The organism is Acinetobacter sp. USHLN143 (assembly GCF_037145695.1).
In the GTDB taxonomy this organism is placed as follows: domain Bacteria; phylum Pseudomonadota; class Gammaproteobacteria; order Pseudomonadales; family Moraxellaceae; genus Acinetobacter; species Acinetobacter fasciculus.
In genome coordinates this window covers 18,517-34,790 of record NZ_JBBCWZ010000015.1, presented here as the reverse complement: position 1 = coordinate 34,790, position 16,274 = coordinate 18,517, and the positions used below count along the sequence as shown (strand labels likewise).

Below are 16,274 nucleotides of genomic sequence, written 5' to 3'. Positions count from 1 at the left end.
GATGGTCTCTTTTTACAGGCCTTGAACAGTGCAGAACTGTGCAATTTTGGCTTTGCTTCTAATTGAAATTACTGAATTTATTGTTATTCTGTCTATTAGAATGATTCGTACTATTCATTCTTAAAATTAGAACACATCAACCATGTACAAATGTACTTGCCGATTAAAGCTACCTTCTTTGGCATAAAACTCGCATAAACACGTTTATCTCAAATATTGATATAAATAAACGGTGGTACTTGCTTGACTAAATTGATGAATACGCCTTTTTCCCGATTTTCAGAATATTTTATCGCGGTGGCGAAAACGGGAAGTTTACGCAAGGCCGCAGATCAATTATTCATTTCCGTGTCTGCAGTACATCGGCAAATTGCTCTCGCTGAAGAAGAACTGGGAATTATGTTATTTGAGCGCTTGCCCAATGGTTTAAAACTGACACTGGCGGGCGAATTACTCTATGCCGATGTTATAAAATGGCAAAAAGAATTCCAGCAAACCCGGATTCGCTTTGATGAAATTCAGGGGCTTACGCGTGGGACCATCGAATTTGGTTTAATTTCTGCCTTAAATGATGGTTTTGTCATGCAGTCCGTGCAATATATGTATGAAAATTATCCCTGGATTAATTTTAATATCCGGGTCGCAGACAGTGAAATCGTAGCCAAAAAAGTGATTGAGGCAGATCTGGATTTTGGCCTGATCCTGAATCCGAAATCCCATCAACATATTGAAGTCCTCCATTTTCTGGAACTACCTTTAGGTTTTGTGATGGGTAAATCACACCCTCTTGCTCAAGCAGAAAAGATTTATTTTTCAGATACCTTGAATGACAACCATTTTATTCCGGCCGAACCCCTGATTATTCATGATTATGTACAGGCATTGTATAAACATCATCAATTTATACCTGCACGTAAAACGGAATCGAATGATATACGCCTGATGAATACTCTCATTAAGGCGAATTCCGGGATTGGAATTTTTAGTTATCTCGATGTTTTACCGTATGTCGAGCGAGATGAAGTGGTCTTTAAACCTATCTCTGAAAAAGGGCTGCATCCGCTGACCATTGCCTTGTGTGTGGCGCCTAAACGCCAAATTTCACGCGTTTCCCAGTTGATGATTAAACATATGATTGAACAAATGGAAACCTTAAAAAGCAAGGTGCAGCAACTGTAGTATTTTCATACTTAAATAACAAAAACCGCGATGGCTAAAATCGCGGTTTCTCGATATGTGATGCTATTAATTAGACTTAATCCAATGGATTACCCACAATATTGCTAATAATGCCTTTCATAATATGTGGGCCTTGTTCTTTCCGTAGGTCTGCATACCAGTCTTTGGTAATTTGCTCATCTTTCATATGCGTGACATCACAACGCTTACGTGCACGTAGCAGCAATTCATTGGCGCGTTCATTGCGTTTATTCTGATAACGTTTCAGGGCATCTTCCAGACCTAGCGTATTAATTTGTAAGGCACGTGCCAGATAGATCGCATCTTCCATTGCCTGGCAACCTCCCTGCCCGATATCCGGTGTGGTGCTATGTGCCGCATCCCCTAAAATTACCACACGGCCCTTATAAAACTGGTTAAAAGGCTCAATATCATGGATTTCGACACGATTGGTTTTCTGCTCATCAATACTGTCAATCAGGCATTGAACCTGGGAGCACCAGCCAGAGAAATATTGCTTTAATAAGATCTTATATTCCGAACGTTGATTCTCCAGACCTGCGGGCAATGGCACATCAAAGAAGAAATAAAAGCGATGCTCTGCCACAGGCATCAGTGAAGCGCGTTTGCCTTCACCGACAAAAGTGGTCCACTGCTGTGCGGGCGCTAAATCTTCAGAGATCTCAACCAGTCCGTTCCAGTTCACATAGCCAGCATAACGGCGTTCAACCTGTTTGCCCAATACATACTGACGCGTCATGGAATGGGTACCATCTGCGCCAATCAATAATGCTGCAGAAACAGTGCTGCCATCCTGAAAACCGATTTCAACGTGTTGCCCCTTATCCTCAATAGACACCATTCTTTTACCGAGCTGAATATCCTGCCGGCCAAACGCATCCATTAACATATTTTGTAATTCAGCACGCGATACCGGATATGGACGTTGACCGACTTCTTCAATTAACGGCGCCAAACTAAACTGCGTCATGACCTCGCCATTCAAACCATCGATATAGGCTAAGTCATTCATCTGGCCACCTAACTTTGCTACCTGTTCAGTTAAGCCCAGATAGTTCAAACACTTCACCCCGTTTGACCACAAGGAAATTGCAGCACCGACAGGTAAAATCTGTTCTGCCTGCTCATAGATGGTGACCCGATGTCCGAACTTTTTTAGTGCAATTCCTGTGGTTAATCCGCCCATGCCTGCCCCAATAATTGCAATCTCCATCTATTCCTCCTGGCTATTTCATCTTCATTGCCAGCTAAAATGCTAAAAACGTGCCATCCTGAAAAAAATGCACTAAAAAAATAGCAAGAGTTGGCACACGCTGTGCTTTTAAATTCCTTCAATGTCCTGTTTTTATAAAGGCAGAAGACCTAAATTTGTATTTATAAAAGTGCATATTCATATGACGTATACCAATGATGGAAATTTAAGATGGCGACCTTATTAGCTCCAATTTTTGATCTGCCTGCTCCAGTACAGCAGTTAACTAACCTTGCAGATGCCCGAATTGGCGCAGAAATTCTTGAATGTTCAGATGAGTTTTTTGCTGAAGCAAAACGCATGTTGCAATTTGAGGCACCGGTCTTTATCGAAGACAAGTTTGATGAGCATGGCAAATGGATGGATGGCTGGGAAACCCGTCGCAAGCGCCACACGGGCTATGATTGGGCCATCATTAAACTTGCTGTTGCAGGTCAAATACAGGCACTGGATATTGATACGACTTTTTTTAGCGGTAATTATCCGGCCTCTGCTGCTGTGCAAGCATGTTATGCGCCAGATGGAAATCTTGATCAGGCAGAATGGATCAGCATTATAGAAAATAATGTCTTGGGCCCCAGCCAGCATCATATTGTTCAGATTTCAGCAAAGCAGATATTTACCCATGTCCGTTTGAATATTTATCCTGACGGTGGGATTGCACGTTTTAAGGTCTATGGTCAGGTAAAAATCAATCTGCAAGATAGTGATCAAATGCTAGATGTTTTGGCACTAGAACATGGTGGCCGTGTCGTTGCCTATAGCGATGCGCATTTTGGACATCCACGCAATCTGATTAATCCGGGACGTGGCATTAACATGGGCGATGGCTGGGAAACCAAACGGCGTCGTGCTCCAGGATTTGACTGGTGCATTTTGGCTTTAGGCGCCAGTGCCCGAATCGAGAAAATTGAAATTGATACCGCCCATTTTAAGGGAAATTTCCCTGCAGAGGTTTCTATTCAAGCCATCTATGTTGAGGATGCAACCGATGAGCAACTCATTCCACAAAGCATGTTCTGGCCTTTTTTGTTAGCAGCCCAACCTATGCAAATGGATCATATTCATCATTACATCAATGAAATTTTACAACACGAAAAAATTTCCCATATTCGTGTCAACATGATTCCGGACGGTGGCATCAGCCGGATTCGTCTCTGGGGAAAATTGGCTTGAGTGATCAATGATATGTCTATGCAAAGTATAAAAATACAGCCTTTAAGCACTGAAAGTTTTCTGCCTTTTGGAGAAGTCATTGCCTGTCAGGGTAATCATTATTTTCATATCAATGAGCAGCAGACTGAGCGTTATCATGCCCTGGCTGAAGTAGAAAGTGACACCAAGGTCGGACTGAGTATTTTTAGAAATATGCAAGCTACGGCAATTCCTTTTCAAATCTCAATGCTGGAAAGGCATCCTCTAGGATCACAGGCTTTTATTCCGATGCACGGCCAGCAATTTTTAATCGTTGTAGCGCCTGAACTTGATTATACACAGCCCGATATTAGTCAGATTCAGGTATTTATCAGTGATGGTTCTCAAGGGATAAATTATCGTGCCGGAACCTGGCATCATCCATTATTGACCCTTGAAGCACCCAGCGAGTTTGTTGTAGTGGATCGTATAGGTAGCGGATCAAATTGTGATGTTCATCCTTTTCCTGAAAACATCCAGATCGTATTTTAAACGCATTAAAAAAAGCCCTTTTATCAGGGCTTTTAACTTATTTCTTCATCACTTTGCCTAGAAGTGATATTTCACTAAAGCACTGACATTATTTTCATCGGCATTTGGGATACCGAATTTGTTGTTCCAGATAGAATGTTCAATCCCCAGATATAAATTGGTGTCTGGAGAAATGTGTTTACCGACATTCCATTTCCATTGGGTGGTCCAGTTCATCTCGCTGTCATGAGTATCTTCTTCTGTAGACCAGTCCAAGAAGCCATCCACCAGAAATTCTTCAGTTCCCAGTTTAATTGGCACGCCGTAGGTCAGTGTCAACTGGTAATCATCATCAATATTCTCATTATTCACGCGATAAAGATTAATGCTAGCATAGCGGAAATAGGGAATTTCCAGATCGAAACCTACGCCGTAGAGGAAGTTATCAAAACCTTCTCCACCTTCCCAGGTCGTTGAGACCAGTACATCTTTAACCGGGCCAAAGGCAAGTTTCTGGCCTGATACTTCTCCCAAGCTTAAACGTGGTGAAAATTCAAAATAACTGGATTTAAAGTCATCTGCGCCGCGCATACGGTCAATGAAGAAGAAGACATCTGCATATTTTATTTTTGCCGTATATTCAAAGGTCGCAGTCGCCTGTTTCTCATCGACCACCTCATAGTTTTCTCCATAAAGTCCGGTGACACTGAAGTCTTGCCAGATCGGTTTTGCCTGTGCGGATGCCGCACCCAATACAAGTAATGTTGCAGCAGTAAGTTGAGTGAATTTCATAAATAAGGGTCCCCAGTGGAATGAAAAAATCACATTCTGAATTAAGCAAAAACAAAGCCAACATTTTTAATTTTTGATAAAAAAACAGCCCATTTTCTGGACTGTTTTCATCCTGGTTTAAATTTTCTAATGTGGAATCTTTGCCACAATTTCTGTAGTCGCTGTGCTTTTATTTTTAAATAGGTTCAGATGATTGAACAACAGGTTGAGTAAAATGGCCATTAAGCAGGTTGAGCTAATCCCCGAATGAAACAAGGTTTGCACCCATTTTGGAAAGTTGGCATAAAAGGAATGATCAATAATGGGAATCATGCCGGCTGCAATAGCCGTCGCAACAATGATAAGATTTTTTTGCTCGTTATAATCAATTTTAGCCAAGGTACGAATCCCGCTTGCAGCGACTGTTCCAAAAAGTACCAGACCTGCACCACCTAATACCGGTACAGGAATGGCAGCAATCAAACGTCCCATAATTGGCAGTAAACCCAACACGACTAAAATCATGCCACCCGCAGCGACCACAAATCGGCTTTTAATTCCGGTAATCGCCACCAAGCCGACATTTTGCGCAAAAGCACTTTGCATAAATGAACCAAAAACCGGTGCCATCGCACTCGATAACATATCGGCACGCAAGCCATTCGAGATACGATCCGCATCCACTTTGGTACCTACAATCTCACCCACTGCAATGATATCTGCTGTGGTTTCGGTCATAATCACGAGAGTCACGATAAGCATGGAAATAATGGCTGTGAGCTCAAAAGTCGGTAGTCCAAAGGCGAAGAAGCTAGGTACCTGGATCCAGCTACCATTCGCAACTTTAGAGAAATCACCAAAACCGAATAAATAAGCCAGTACTGAACCTAAAACAATTGCCAGTAAAATAGACAAGCGACGAATAGCAGCATGTCGGCTCAAATTCAGGCAGACGACTAAAGCTAAAGTCATGAGTGCCAGACCAATATTTTCGACACTTCCCCATTCTGGTGCCTTGGGATTGCCGCCCATCATCCAGCGGACTGCTACAGGTAATAAAGACAAACCAATGATAGTAATGACGCAGCCTGTCACGACTGGTGGAAAGAAACGGATAATTTTGGAGAAATAAGGCGCGAGGAAAAAACCGATCAATGAGGCGACAATGACCGCACCGTAAACTGCTTGCAAACCACCGCCTGTGGTCACAATCGCGACCATCGTCGCAACGCCAGCGAAAGAAACCCCTTGTACCAAAGGTAATTTCGCGCCGATATATTTCACCCCAACGGTTTGCAAAATTGTGGCTAAACCACCCACAAATAGCGCCGCTGCAATCAATAATCCAATTTGATAAGCTTCTAGGCCGGCGGCCGTTCCCACGATTAAAGGTGGTGCAATAATTCCGCCATACATAGTCAGTACGTGTTGCAAACCGTAAGCTGCACTTTTTCCCGCACCTAAATATTCATGTTCAGGTGATATTGTTTTACTTTGTTCTGTCATTTTTCTCACCCTCAAAGTCTAAATATAAAATCAGCTTCCGCGATATGTGGAGTACGCGAATGGGCTGATCAGTAAAGGAATATGAAAATGCTGGAATGCATCTTTCACATAAAAATGAATAACTGCTTTAGGAAAAAAAGTTTCTAAACCCAAACCTTCAAAATAAGCAGATGTAAAAAACTCAAGACTATAGATACCTGTTTTTAAATCGACTATGCCAAAATCACTGACGCGGCCGTCTGTATTGGTTTTTGTCTCAGCAAGCAAGCGACCGTCTTCAGCAAAAAGTCGTACCACCACGTCTGTCGCAGGTTTTCCCAGATGTGTATCTAAAATATGCGTGCTAATCATGCATGAAGCTCCTGAGCCAGTCGTGACAAGGCAATTTCTGCCAGTTGATGATGGACAATACGTTTCTCAATCTCTGGATCATTTAGCAAACGATAGTTCAGGGCTTGAAGGACGTCTTCACTGCTCAATCCAGCAGCTTTGATCAGAAAGATAAACCCATATTTTTTTTCATAGGCAAGATTGCCTTTAAGCAGCGCGAGCTGGGTATCGTCATCTGCTGTAATGCCGGATTGCTCACGATGGGAAAAGTCTTTTTCTATTTCACTTAATTCAGCCTGTGCCTGTTTTTCACCTATACGGGGATGATTATCCAGCGCAGTTTTAATCTCATCCCAACTCCAGGTCGCCGCTTGTTGTTGCGCTGCATTCAAAATATCCTCAAGCGATGCATAAGGACGTTTTGCGGCAAGCTCGGTCGACCAGCTGGGTATTTGCACACAGTGCTTTAAAAAGATCATCGCATCTTCTGTTGATGCTTGATTAAATTCAACAAGTTGCACTATTCAATCGCCTGATTATATTGCTTGGTTATTTAAAACTGGTTTTGCAATAACAGTGCCAAAGCTGATGTGTTTGTTATTTTTATAAAGTACATGACTCAAAAAAGAGCATCTAAAATGATCTTTTCCAATATATTTTATGATTATGGCGCATGATGGTTATACCAGTGCTCGGCAATATCCCCACGGCGGCAAATCCAGACCTTGTCATGATTCTGAATATAATCTAGGAACTTTTGTAGTGCTTTAAAACGTCCCGGCCGTCCTAAAATACGGCAGTGCATGCCAATCGACAGCATTTTTGGCGTAGTTTCACCTTCGGTATAGAGCACATCAAAAGCATCTTTGAGATATTGATAAAACTGTTCCCCGCTATTAAAACCGCCAGGTGAACTGAATTTCATGTCATTGCTATCCAGGCTATAAGGAATAATCAAATGCGAACGTGTTTCCCCTGCCTGATTGGTCAAGGTGCTCCAAAATGGCAAGTCATCCCCATAGTAATCAGCGTCATATTTGATTTGAGGAAAATCAGCCAGAAGTTGACGGGTATTCGGACTGTCCCGACCGGTATACCAGCCGATCGGTGCTTCACCAAACAGGCTTTCCAGAACGCTGACCGCCTGATCCATATATTGGCGTTCCATTTCAATCGGCATGTCCTGATAATGTAGCCAGCGCTGACCATGTGAAACGACATCATAATCGGCTGCTTTAATCGCCTCTACCACATAAGGATTACGTACCAATGCCATGCCGACCCCAAAGATAGTCATCGGCAAACCACGTTTCTGGAACTCCTGATGAATCCGCCAGAAGCCAGCACGTGAACCATATTCGTACATCGAATCCATCGACATATGTTTGTCTGGAAAGCTGGCAGCACCAATAATTTCAGATAAAAACTGTTCTGAACCGGCATCACCATGTTCAATGTGGTTTTCACCACCTTCTTCATAATTCAGCACAAACTGTACCGCGACACGCGCGCCGTTTGGCCATTGCACTTTTGGTGGTTCGCCATGATAACCAATCAGGTCACGCGAATAAGGTGCACTGCGAATGCTCTCGATAAGTTCTTGTCCGCGTAAGTAGCTAGTCGTCACATCAATTCCTTGTCGATTCTAGTAAATGATCAATGGTCTATACGCGTGATAAGCAATTTATGCGCCAAAGTAGAGCATTGAAATTGAGAGCACGCTTTTTAAAAAATATTTTCAGCGAGATTTAAGCTTGGAAATATCCCATCTCAATATTTGCGTGGTTGAATATAAAAAACCTAGAAAGATGCTTATTTGCTTTCAATCGCCGGTCAGTGTTCTGATTTACGCAATCCTATGTCCTATTAATTGAAATTTCATAGAACACCTTGCTGTTTTATAGTCCAGCTAAAGGTCACGACACAGAACCCATTATGAATACAAATATCGCCACGTTTAGTCCCGACTTACCCGTCCATATGACATTCGAGGAACATGACTGGCATCTTTTGGCTCAGTACTGGTATCCGATTGCACTTGCGCGTGATATTACAGATCAGCCAACAAGTAGTATGCTGCTTGATATGCCGCTGGTGATTTATAAAATGAACGATGAACTGGTGGTGGCGAAAGATGCATGTCCGCATCGCGGTGTACCTTTAAGCTTGGGAAAAAATGACGGCCAAGGCGTGGTGTGTCGTTATCACGGTTTACGCTTTGGCAGTGAAGGTAAATGTAACCGTATTCCTGCACATCCTCAGCATAAAATATCGGAGCGCTTCCATCTAAAAACTTATGCTGCGGTAGAAAAATATGGTCTGATCTGGTGTTCGTTAAGCGCTGAAAAGGATGCAGAACCTCATATTCCTCATATGCCTTTTTGGGATGATGCTGAGTATCAGCAACTGGTCTGCCCTCAGATAGACATTCAATGTTTTGCAGGAAGACAGCTCGAAGGTTTTATTGATGTGGCACATTTTGCCTGGGTGCATCCAGATACTTTTGGCGATCCGGAGGATGTAGAAGTTCCTGATTACAGTACGACAGAAACGGAGGTCGGTTTTAATGCAGATTATATCAGCAGTGTGGGACGTTATCCGATCGGAATCGAGCAGCGTGGCCAGGAAGATTTTAAATGGTTACGTCATTTTGAAGTGAGCCTACCCTTTACTGCAACACTTACGATTCATTTTCCAAATCATGCCAAGCAGGTCATCATGAATGCGGCTTCACCCATGACTGCGCGTTCAACACGACTTTTTGCACCTATTTGCCGCAATTATGATAAAGATTTACCGGTTGAAGATGCCTATGCCTTTAATATGAAAATTTTCGAGGAAGATCGTGTGATTGTAGAAAATCAGAAACCTGAATATTTACCTCTGGACTTATCTTTAGAAGCGCATTTTCCGGCAGATCGAAGCTCGAGTATGTACCGAAAATTACTACGTAAACGGGGATTTAGTCCTTTATTTGCTGCTTAAAATTTTATTCAAAAGAAAGATTCATAATAAATAACCAGGGTTAGAGCTCCTCTGATATTTAAAAATTAATTGGGTTATATATTGATTTCTATGAGGATACATCTTGTTATATAGCCTCATAAGCCTTGTATTCTGGTGAAGATAAGGCCTTTTAGAACGATAAAGAACTTTAAGAAGATAAAATTAGTTTTTTATTAAAATAGGTATATAATAAATAAAATCACTTTACTTTACTATTTTAATAAAATTATGGATCAATATTGCACACTGCAGATTTATCAGGAAGATGAATGGCTGGATTGCGCTATTGTTGAGATTGTCGGTCAACAACAAACTGGATGGCAAGCAGCCACGCGCACATCATATCTATTTGAATATGCTATTTCTTATATGAACCTAAGCGATGGGCATGCGCTAGCCTATCATTTACCAGTAAATGTGCAAAATACCTTGCAATCTACCTGGCCAGCCTTCCTGATGGATTTGTTACCTCAAGGTTATGGCCGTAAAGAATTACTCCGTCAGCTTAATTTTTCTGAAAACACTCAGGAACAAGCAGACTGGGCGCTTCTAAAAGCGGGTGCAGGTAATCCGATTGGTAATTTACGGATTAAAGAGGCTTATGAATGGCTACAGGGGCAGTTTCCTGTTCAGCAGAATCATGGCTTTAGCCTAGACCAAGTCGTAGAACGTCAAGAAAACTTTATTGAATCCTTAGCCTCTTATGGACTTTTTATTGCCGGCTCTTCTGGTATTCAGGGCGAGTGGCCAAAATTACTGCTGACTCAAGGTCATGATGACCTGTTCTATCTGGATCACACGCTGACAGATCATCAGGTCAAACAGCATTGGCTGGTGAAATTCAGTCGTGGCAGTGATCAGAATCTAGATAAAATTTTGATGCACGAAGCCTTATATATGAAAATTGCCCAATACCTGGGACTTCGTGTTCATCAGGAACTGGAGCTGCATGGTAAGACTTTATTTATTCCCCGATTTGACCGTAAAGTCAGCGATGGGAAGGTTGAAAGAATTGCCCAGGAAAGTATTGCTTCTCTGGGAGGAAAAGCCGGTTTTGGGGTAAGAATGACCCATAACCAGATCTGTAGCCTGTTGATGCAATGCTGTACTGAACCAAAACAGGAAATCTTTGAATATTTGAAGCGTGATCTTGCCAATGTCGCTTTAGGCAATAAGGACAATCATACCCGTAATACAGCGATTCAACGTTTCAATAATGGAATCATTCGACTAACCCCATTATTTGATTTTGCGCCGATGTGGCTACATCCAGATGGTATTGCCCGAACTACGCGTTGGGAGCGAGATGATCATGGTGGTATGCCAATTTGGCATTCAGTCATTGAACAGATCGCCGAAAGCACGATGATTGATCCAAAAGAAATCAAAGCGGTGTTAATCGAACAATTACCACTTTATCAGGGATTACTCGAGCACATGCAGTATCTGCAATTGGCACCTGAAATTCTGGAAAATAGCCAGTATCGAATTGATAATATTTGCCAACAATTGGAGGAGCTGAATTATGGATAAACGCTTCAAGCCACTGACTCCGATTCAACAGATGCAAAAGAGATTGTCTGTACTTGAAACCGTCAGTAACAATCCTTACTGGCCTTTTCATCAGGTTGCTCGCTTCATTCGTACCGAGTTGCACCTCACACTCAACGATATGGCTAAAATTACCAAGATTGCTCCCCAGACTCTACAGAAAATGGAACAACCTGAAGGCAATCCAACACTCAAGTCTATGCAGAAATTACTGGATGCTTTTGGTTTAAAGTTAGAAATCAGGGTTAAATCCTGATGATAATCTGATGCTTTAATTGATATTTAGGGGAATTTTAGAGAAGAAGAATGACTTAACAACTGAAAATATGCCCTCCTCCAATCTGTTTATTGAGTCCTTGCTCCATCGCAGGAATCCCGGTTTAAATTAAACGCGGGATTCACTGGAGACTGATATTTTCTCATCAGTTTTTAATGAATACGTTTATTTTCTAAACGTCATTATGAAGAAATATCAACACAGAGATATTTCATTTCAAGGTATTCATCCATACCGAATTTAGACCCTTCACGGCCTAATCCCGATTGCTTGACTCCACCAAATGGCGCAACCTCATTAGAGATAGCTCCGGTATTGATTCCCACCATACCGTATTCTAAGGCTTCACCTACACGCCACTGACGTGCTGTACTTTGGGTAAATACATAGGTAGCCAGACCGAATTCTGTATCGTTCGCCATCTGAATTGCTTCTTCTTCAGTCTTGAAACGGAATAACGGCGCCAACGGTCCAAAAGTTTCTTCTTTTGCCACACGCATCTGCTGAGTAACTTCAGTCAGAAGCGTTGGCTCGAAGAATGTACCGCCCAGATTTGAGCGCTGTCCACCGGTTTTCACCTGTGCACCTTTGCTCACTGCGTCGGCAATATGTGACTGCACTTTTTCGATCGCAGCCTCATCAATTAATGGACCTTGGGTAGAAGCTTCATCACGGCCATCACCGACTTTTAGTTTGGCAACGGCAGCCACCAGTTTTTCTACCAGCGCATCATAAATGCCATCTTGTACATAAATCCGGTTCGCACACACACAGGTCTGTCCACTATTACGGAATTTACTGGCCATGATGCCCTGTACCGCCTGTTCGAGATTGGCATCATCAAAGACCAGAACTGGCGCATTGCCACCAAGTTCTAAGGAGAGTTTTTTGATGGTCGGCGCACATTGCTGCATCAGGATACGACCGACTTGAGTTGAGCCGGTAAAGCTTAACTTTTTCACGGTTTCGCTTTCACATAAGACCTGACCCACTGCAACCGCATCACCACTAACATGCAGCAATACATCTTGTGGCAAACCTGCGCGCAAGGCCAAAACTTCAAGCGCATAGGCGGTTAAAGGTGTTTGTTCAGCCGGTTTAACCAGCATGGAACAGCCAGCAGCCAGAGCTGGCGCGGCTTTACGGGTAATCATCGCCGCCGGGAAATTCCATGGCGTGATCGCAGCTGTTACCCCAATCGCCTGTTTGATAACCAATAAACGTTGATGGGCAAGCGTTGGTGTCAACACGTCACCATCAATACGGCGCGCCTGCTCGGCAAACCAGCGGATAAAGGAAGCGGCATAACCAATTTCACCACGCGCCTCAGCCAGTGGCTTGCCCTGTTCAGCAGTTAGGATCTGAGCCAAAGATTCTTTATGTTCCTGCATCAGATTGAACCAGGCCCAAAGCACATCCGCACGTTCGAGGGCTGTCTTGGTTTTCCAGGCTTTTTGGGCTTGCTGAGAACGAGCTATCAGCTGTTCTACAGATGTCCGGTCATGGGATTTTACCCAGGCCAAAGTGGCTTGGGTTGCTGCATCTTTGACTTCAATATATTCATCCGTGGCAGGCTGATCGAAGCTGATATCAGGATGCTGTAATAAATCTCTATATTGCGCTTGAAGCATGATCATTACTCTTTCATTAGGCTGCGACAGACAGTGCAAACCCTTGTTTCAAGATAGCCAATCCCGCACGGAACTGTTCTGCCGGAATCGTGAGCGGGTATAGGAAACGGATTACATTACCATAACGACCGCAGGTCAGGATTAACAGACCATTTTGCATGGCATGGTTTTGTACAGCTTTTGCCTGTTCCGCAGTTTCAAGCTCAACCGCCACCATTGAGCCCAGTGCACGAATATCTTTGACCATGCTAGATGACATTTTCAGTTCATGTAAAACATCAACCAGTTCTGCGCCTAGATCATTCGCTCTTTCACAAAGACCTTCTTCTTCAATGATATCCAGTACCGCATGGGCAGCCGCAACAGCAACCGGGTTACCTGCATAAGTACCGCCCAGTCCACCTGGATTTGGTGCATCCATGACTTCAGCACGACCCACAACGCCTGAGATCGGGAAACCGCCGCCTAGACTCTTGGCCATCGTAATCAGGTCTGCCTTGGTCTCATAATAATCCATCGCAAACAGTTTACCTGTACGCGCAAAACCAGACTGTACTTCATCAGCAATCAGTAAAATGCCGTTTTGATCGCATAGGACACGCAAGCGTTTCAGGAACTCTGCTGGCACCACATTAAAACCACCTTCACCTTGTACCGGTTCAAGCACAATTGCTGCTACGTCATGCGCGGCAATATCTTCTGCGAAAATATCTTCAATGCTTTGCATTGCATCATCTACGCTAATGCCTTTGGATTCCACCGGGTAACGGGCATGGAAAACACCACCAGGCATCACCCCAAAGTCGCGTTTATAAGGTGCAGTTTTACCGGTCATGGCCATCGTCATAAATGAACGGCCATGAAAACCATTACCAAAAGTCACAATGCCATGACGGCCAGTATGGGCACGGGCAATTTTAACTGCATTTTCGACAGCTTCAGCACCAGTCGAAAAGAATGAGGTTTTTGCAGCACCCTGGATGGGAGCGCGTGCATTGATACGTTCTGCCAGAGCAACGTAGCTCTCGTATGGTACAACCTGATAAGCCGTATGGGTAAATTTGGTTAATTGTTCAGTGACCGCAGCAATAATTTTAGGATGGCGATGGCCAGTATTCAGTACGGCGATTCCGCCCGCAAAGTCGATATATTGATTGCCTTCTGCATCCCAGATTGTCGAGTTTTCTGCTTTCTCTGCGTACCATTGACACATGACCCCAACACCACGTGGTGTCGCCTGCTGTTTACGTGCATTCAGTGCTGAGTGTTTACTGTCCATTTTGTATCCTCATTCTTGATTCATACGTTGTAAATTTTGCTATCCGGATCTTGGGATAGAAATTTGCCAAAGACTGGCTGATATGGTTCATTTTGCGCTTTTATACGTATGAGACGAGAGCCACTTTGCAGCAGATGGAAGGAGCCAATTGGTCTATTTAAAACGAGTAAAATAGTCAAAATATAAAATTATTTTATTTATAAACAGTTATTTATATTTTTAATAAAAATTGGCTCCTTTTTAAATAAAGAAGCCAATTTAAAAATCCATTGCAAAAATTTACGATAGGTCATCATGGATTAAATCCAGTCAGTTTAATCAATTAATCCATCTTGCAAAAACTTCGCTTAACCCGGATAGATGCCGCGTTCCTGACGCGCCATTAAAATCCGCTCACAGGCCAGAATATAAGCGGCTGTACGCAAAGAACATCCGGCCTGGACTGATTTTTGCCATACATCCTGTACCGCATTTTTCATGCTGGCATCCATACGCTGATTAATCTCTTCCTCGGTCCAGAAATAACTGGCCAAATCCTGAACCCATTCAAAATAGCTGACCGTCACGCCACCTGCATTACAGATCACGTCTGGCACCACGGTAATATGACGCTCACTCAGAATTTCATCCGCTTCAGTCAAAGTGGGACCATTGGCACCTTCCAGAATCATTTTGGTCTGAATATTTTGCGCGACCTGAGTATTAATCACACCTTCCAGCGCTGCCGGAATAAAGACTTCGGCGGGAATGGTCCAGAAAGCTGATGCAGAAATTTCATCGCTGGCAGAAAATCCCTGAATTTTATGGTGGGTATTTGAGTATTCAAGCAGCTTTTTAATATCAATCCCCTGTTCCTGATACAGGGTGGCGGAATGGTCCTGAACACAGATCACTTTGCTGCCATTTTCCTGGAAAAGCAGCGCAGCTTCACTCCCGACATTACCGAAACCCTGTACACAGACCCGGGCATTTTTTAAATCCAGACCAATTTGCTGGGCAACTTCACGCCCGCTAATAAACACACCACGACCTGTGGCTTTACTGCGGCCCAAGGAGCCACCCAGATGCACCGGTTTTCCTGTAACCACACCAGTAATCGTAGAACCCGCATTCATAGAAAACGTGTCCATCATCCAGGCCATGATTTGTGGATTAGTTCCAACATCCGGCGCAGGAATATCTTTTTGCGGCCCAATAATTAAATTGATTTCTGCTGTATAGCGTCGGGTCAAGCGTTCCAGTTCGCGCTTGGAAAGCTGGCTCGGATCAACCCGCACACCGCCTTTGGCACCACCAAAAGGTAAATTTAGAGCAGCACATTTGATCGTCATCCAGGCCGACAGAGCCATCACCTCATCTAAATTGACATCTGGATGAAAACGCACGCCGCCTTTGCCTGGACCGCGAGTTAAATTGTGCTGAACACGATAGCCTTCAAAATGCTGAACCGTACCATCATCCATGATGACCGGAACATCGACAATCAAACTGCGCTTTGGGCGTCGCAGCATATCCAGTCTTTCACTCAGTTCACCCAGATAAGGCGCTACTTTATCCAGTTGCTTAAGATAATTGTTCCAGGCCGTTGTACCCTGATCGGTGTAGGTCAATCCTTTCATCATCATGTTCATTCTATGATCCTTTTGTTATATGCAGTCGCATGTCCTGGCGGCTGCAACACATCTCTATTCGCCTGTTATGGCAATCATTGCTTGATTCAGGTCTCAGTTCAGCAAGCTCCTAACAAAATCAGTGTCTGGATTTTTCGCTTTAGTTTTAATCGGTATCTGTGTATATTGCCTGCCC

At 43.4% G+C, this 16,274-nt stretch carries 15 protein-coding genes; 6 read left to right on the top strand and 9 right to left on the bottom strand.

Going from position 1 to position 16,274, the window contains the following annotated elements; all coding sequences use genetic code 11:
* The first annotated feature begins 255 nt into the window (after window positions 1-255).
* Complete coding sequence (locus WFH18_RS06295; protein ID WP_004280251.1) at window positions 256-1,179, top strand: LysR family transcriptional regulator; 924 nt, start codon at window positions 256-258, stop codon at window positions 1,177-1,179.
* Window positions 1,180-1,255: 76 nt separating this feature from the next.
* On the opposite strand, the gene hpxO is transcribed toward WFH18_RS06295, so the two are convergent.
* The gene (gene hpxO / locus WFH18_RS06290; protein WP_004280252.1) at window positions 1,256-2,413 is read right to left on the bottom strand and encodes an FAD-dependent urate hydroxylase HpxO; all 1,158 of its coding nucleotides are present in this window, start codon (window positions 2,411-2,413) and stop codon (window positions 1,256-1,258) included.
* Window positions 2,414-2,623: 210 nt separating this feature from the next.
* Here hpxO and alc point away from each other — a divergent pair, with 210 nt between their 5' ends.
* Complete coding sequence (gene alc / locus WFH18_RS06285) at window positions 2,624-3,628, top strand: allantoicase (protein ID WP_004280253.1); 1,005 nt, start codon at window positions 2,624-2,626, stop codon at window positions 3,626-3,628.
* A 12-nt stretch (window positions 3,629-3,640) separates the two neighbouring features.
* Window positions 3,641-4,138: an ureidoglycolate lyase gene (locus WFH18_RS06280; RefSeq protein WP_004646920.1), complete on the top strand. Its 498-nt coding sequence runs from the start codon at window positions 3,641-3,643 to the stop codon at window positions 4,136-4,138.
* 57 nt (window positions 4,139-4,195) lie between these two features.
* Here the strand turns inward: WFH18_RS06280 and WFH18_RS06275 are convergent, their stop codons facing one another.
* From WFH18_RS06275 to puuE, 5 genes are all read right to left on the bottom strand, one after another.
* Window positions 4,196-4,909, bottom strand: coding sequence for an outer membrane protein OmpK (locus tag WFH18_RS06275; protein ID WP_005262971.1), 714 nt, complete (start codon window positions 4,907-4,909; stop codon window positions 4,196-4,198).
* A gap of 126 nt (window positions 4,910-5,035) precedes the next feature.
* Window positions 5,036-6,394, bottom strand: a complete 1,359-nt coding sequence (locus tag WFH18_RS06270) for a nucleobase:cation symporter-2 family protein (RefSeq protein WP_164543022.1) — start codon at window positions 6,392-6,394, stop codon at window positions 5,036-5,038.
* 30 nt (window positions 6,395-6,424) lie between these two features.
* Complete coding sequence (uraH, locus tag WFH18_RS06265; protein ID WP_004280258.1) at window positions 6,425-6,745, bottom strand: hydroxyisourate hydrolase; 321 nt, start codon at window positions 6,743-6,745, stop codon at window positions 6,425-6,427.
* Window positions 6,742-7,245: a 2-oxo-4-hydroxy-4-carboxy-5-ureidoimidazoline decarboxylase gene (uraD, locus tag WFH18_RS06260; RefSeq protein WP_004280259.1), complete on the bottom strand. Its 504-nt coding sequence runs from the start codon at window positions 7,243-7,245 to the stop codon at window positions 6,742-6,744. Before uraD ends, uraH begins: the two co-directional genes overlap by 4 nt.
* A gap of 143 nt (window positions 7,246-7,388) precedes the next feature.
* On the bottom strand, window positions 7,389-8,351 hold the full coding sequence (gene puuE, locus WFH18_RS06255) for an allantoinase PuuE (RefSeq protein ID WP_004280260.1): 963 nt from the start codon (window positions 8,349-8,351) through the stop codon (window positions 7,389-7,391).
* 308 nt (window positions 8,352-8,659) lie between these two features.
* Between puuE and WFH18_RS06250 the strand changes: the two genes are divergently transcribed.
* From WFH18_RS06250 to WFH18_RS06240, 3 genes are all read left to right on the top strand, one after another.
* On the top strand, window positions 8,660-9,709 hold the full coding sequence (locus WFH18_RS06250; RefSeq protein ID WP_004280261.1) for an aromatic ring-hydroxylating oxygenase subunit alpha: 1,050 nt from the start codon (window positions 8,660-8,662) through the stop codon (window positions 9,707-9,709).
* A 249-nt stretch (window positions 9,710-9,958) separates the two neighbouring features.
* Window positions 9,959-11,263, top strand: a complete 1,305-nt coding sequence (locus tag WFH18_RS06245) for a type II toxin-antitoxin system HipA family toxin (protein ID WP_004280263.1) — start codon at window positions 9,959-9,961, stop codon at window positions 11,261-11,263.
* A complete protein-coding gene (locus WFH18_RS06240; RefSeq protein WP_336754710.1) occupies window positions 11,256-11,537 on the top strand; it encodes a helix-turn-helix domain-containing protein in 282 nt (93 codons plus the stop codon). Before WFH18_RS06245 ends, WFH18_RS06240 begins: the two co-directional genes overlap by 8 nt.
* A 203-nt stretch (window positions 11,538-11,740) precedes the next feature.
* Here the strand turns inward: WFH18_RS06240 and WFH18_RS06235 are convergent, their stop codons facing one another.
* The 3 genes from WFH18_RS06235 to WFH18_RS06225 form a co-directional block, all read right to left on the bottom strand.
* Window positions 11,741-13,189, bottom strand: coding sequence for an NAD-dependent succinate-semialdehyde dehydrogenase (locus WFH18_RS06235; RefSeq protein ID WP_004280266.1), 1,449 nt, complete (start codon window positions 13,187-13,189; stop codon window positions 11,741-11,743).
* 16 nt (window positions 13,190-13,205) lie between these two features.
* Entirely contained in the window at window positions 13,206-14,468 is a 1,263-nt protein-coding gene (gene gabT, locus WFH18_RS06230; RefSeq protein ID WP_004280267.1) for a 4-aminobutyrate--2-oxoglutarate transaminase, read from the bottom strand.
* 347 nt (window positions 14,469-14,815) lie between these two features.
* On the bottom strand, window positions 14,816-16,087 hold the full coding sequence (locus WFH18_RS06225; RefSeq protein ID WP_171488351.1) for a Glu/Leu/Phe/Val family dehydrogenase: 1,272 nt from the start codon (window positions 16,085-16,087) through the stop codon (window positions 14,816-14,818).
* Window positions 16,088-16,274: the final 187 nt, after the last annotated feature.

Excerpts from the sequence above, each read along its gene's own strand:
- WFH18_RS06295 (WP_004280251.1), top strand. The coding sequence starts at position 256 with ATGAATACGCCTTTTTCCCGATTTTCAGAATATTTTATCGCGGTGGCG.
- hpxO (WP_004280252.1), bottom strand. The coding sequence starts at position 2,413 with ATGGAGATTGCAATTATTGGGGCAGGCATGGGCGGATTAACCACAGGA.
- alc (WP_004280253.1), top strand. The coding sequence starts at position 2,624 with ATGGCGACCTTATTAGCTCCAATTTTTGATCTGCCTGCTCCAGTACAG.
- WFH18_RS06280 (WP_004646920.1), top strand. The coding sequence starts at position 3,641 with ATGTCTATGCAAAGTATAAAAATACAGCCTTTAAGCACTGAAAGTTTT.
- WFH18_RS06275 (WP_005262971.1), bottom strand. The coding sequence starts at position 4,909 with ATGAAATTCACTCAACTTACTGCTGCAACATTACTTGTATTGGGTGCG.
- WFH18_RS06270 (WP_164543022.1), bottom strand. The coding sequence starts at position 6,394 with ATGACAGAACAAAGTAAAACAATATCACCTGAACATGAATATTTAGGT.
- uraH (WP_004280258.1), bottom strand. The coding sequence starts at position 6,745 with ATGATTAGCACGCATATTTTAGATACACATCTGGGAAAACCTGCGACA.
- WFH18_RS06250 (WP_004280261.1), top strand. The coding sequence starts at position 8,660 with ATGAATACAAATATCGCCACGTTTAGTCCCGACTTACCCGTCCATATG.
- WFH18_RS06245 (WP_004280263.1), top strand. The coding sequence starts at position 9,959 with ATGGATCAATATTGCACACTGCAGATTTATCAGGAAGATGAATGGCTG.
- WFH18_RS06240 (WP_336754710.1), top strand. The coding sequence starts at position 11,256 with ATGGATAAACGCTTCAAGCCACTGACTCCGATTCAACAGATGCAAAAG.
- WFH18_RS06235 (WP_004280266.1), bottom strand. The coding sequence starts at position 13,189 with ATGCTTCAAGCGCAATATAGAGATTTATTACAGCATCCTGATATCAGC.
- gabT (WP_004280267.1), bottom strand. The coding sequence starts at position 14,468 with ATGGACAGTAAACACTCAGCACTGAATGCACGTAAACAGCAGGCGACA.
- WFH18_RS06225 (WP_171488351.1), bottom strand. The coding sequence starts at position 16,087 with ATGAAAGGATTGACCTACACCGATCAGGGTACAACGGCCTGGAACAAT.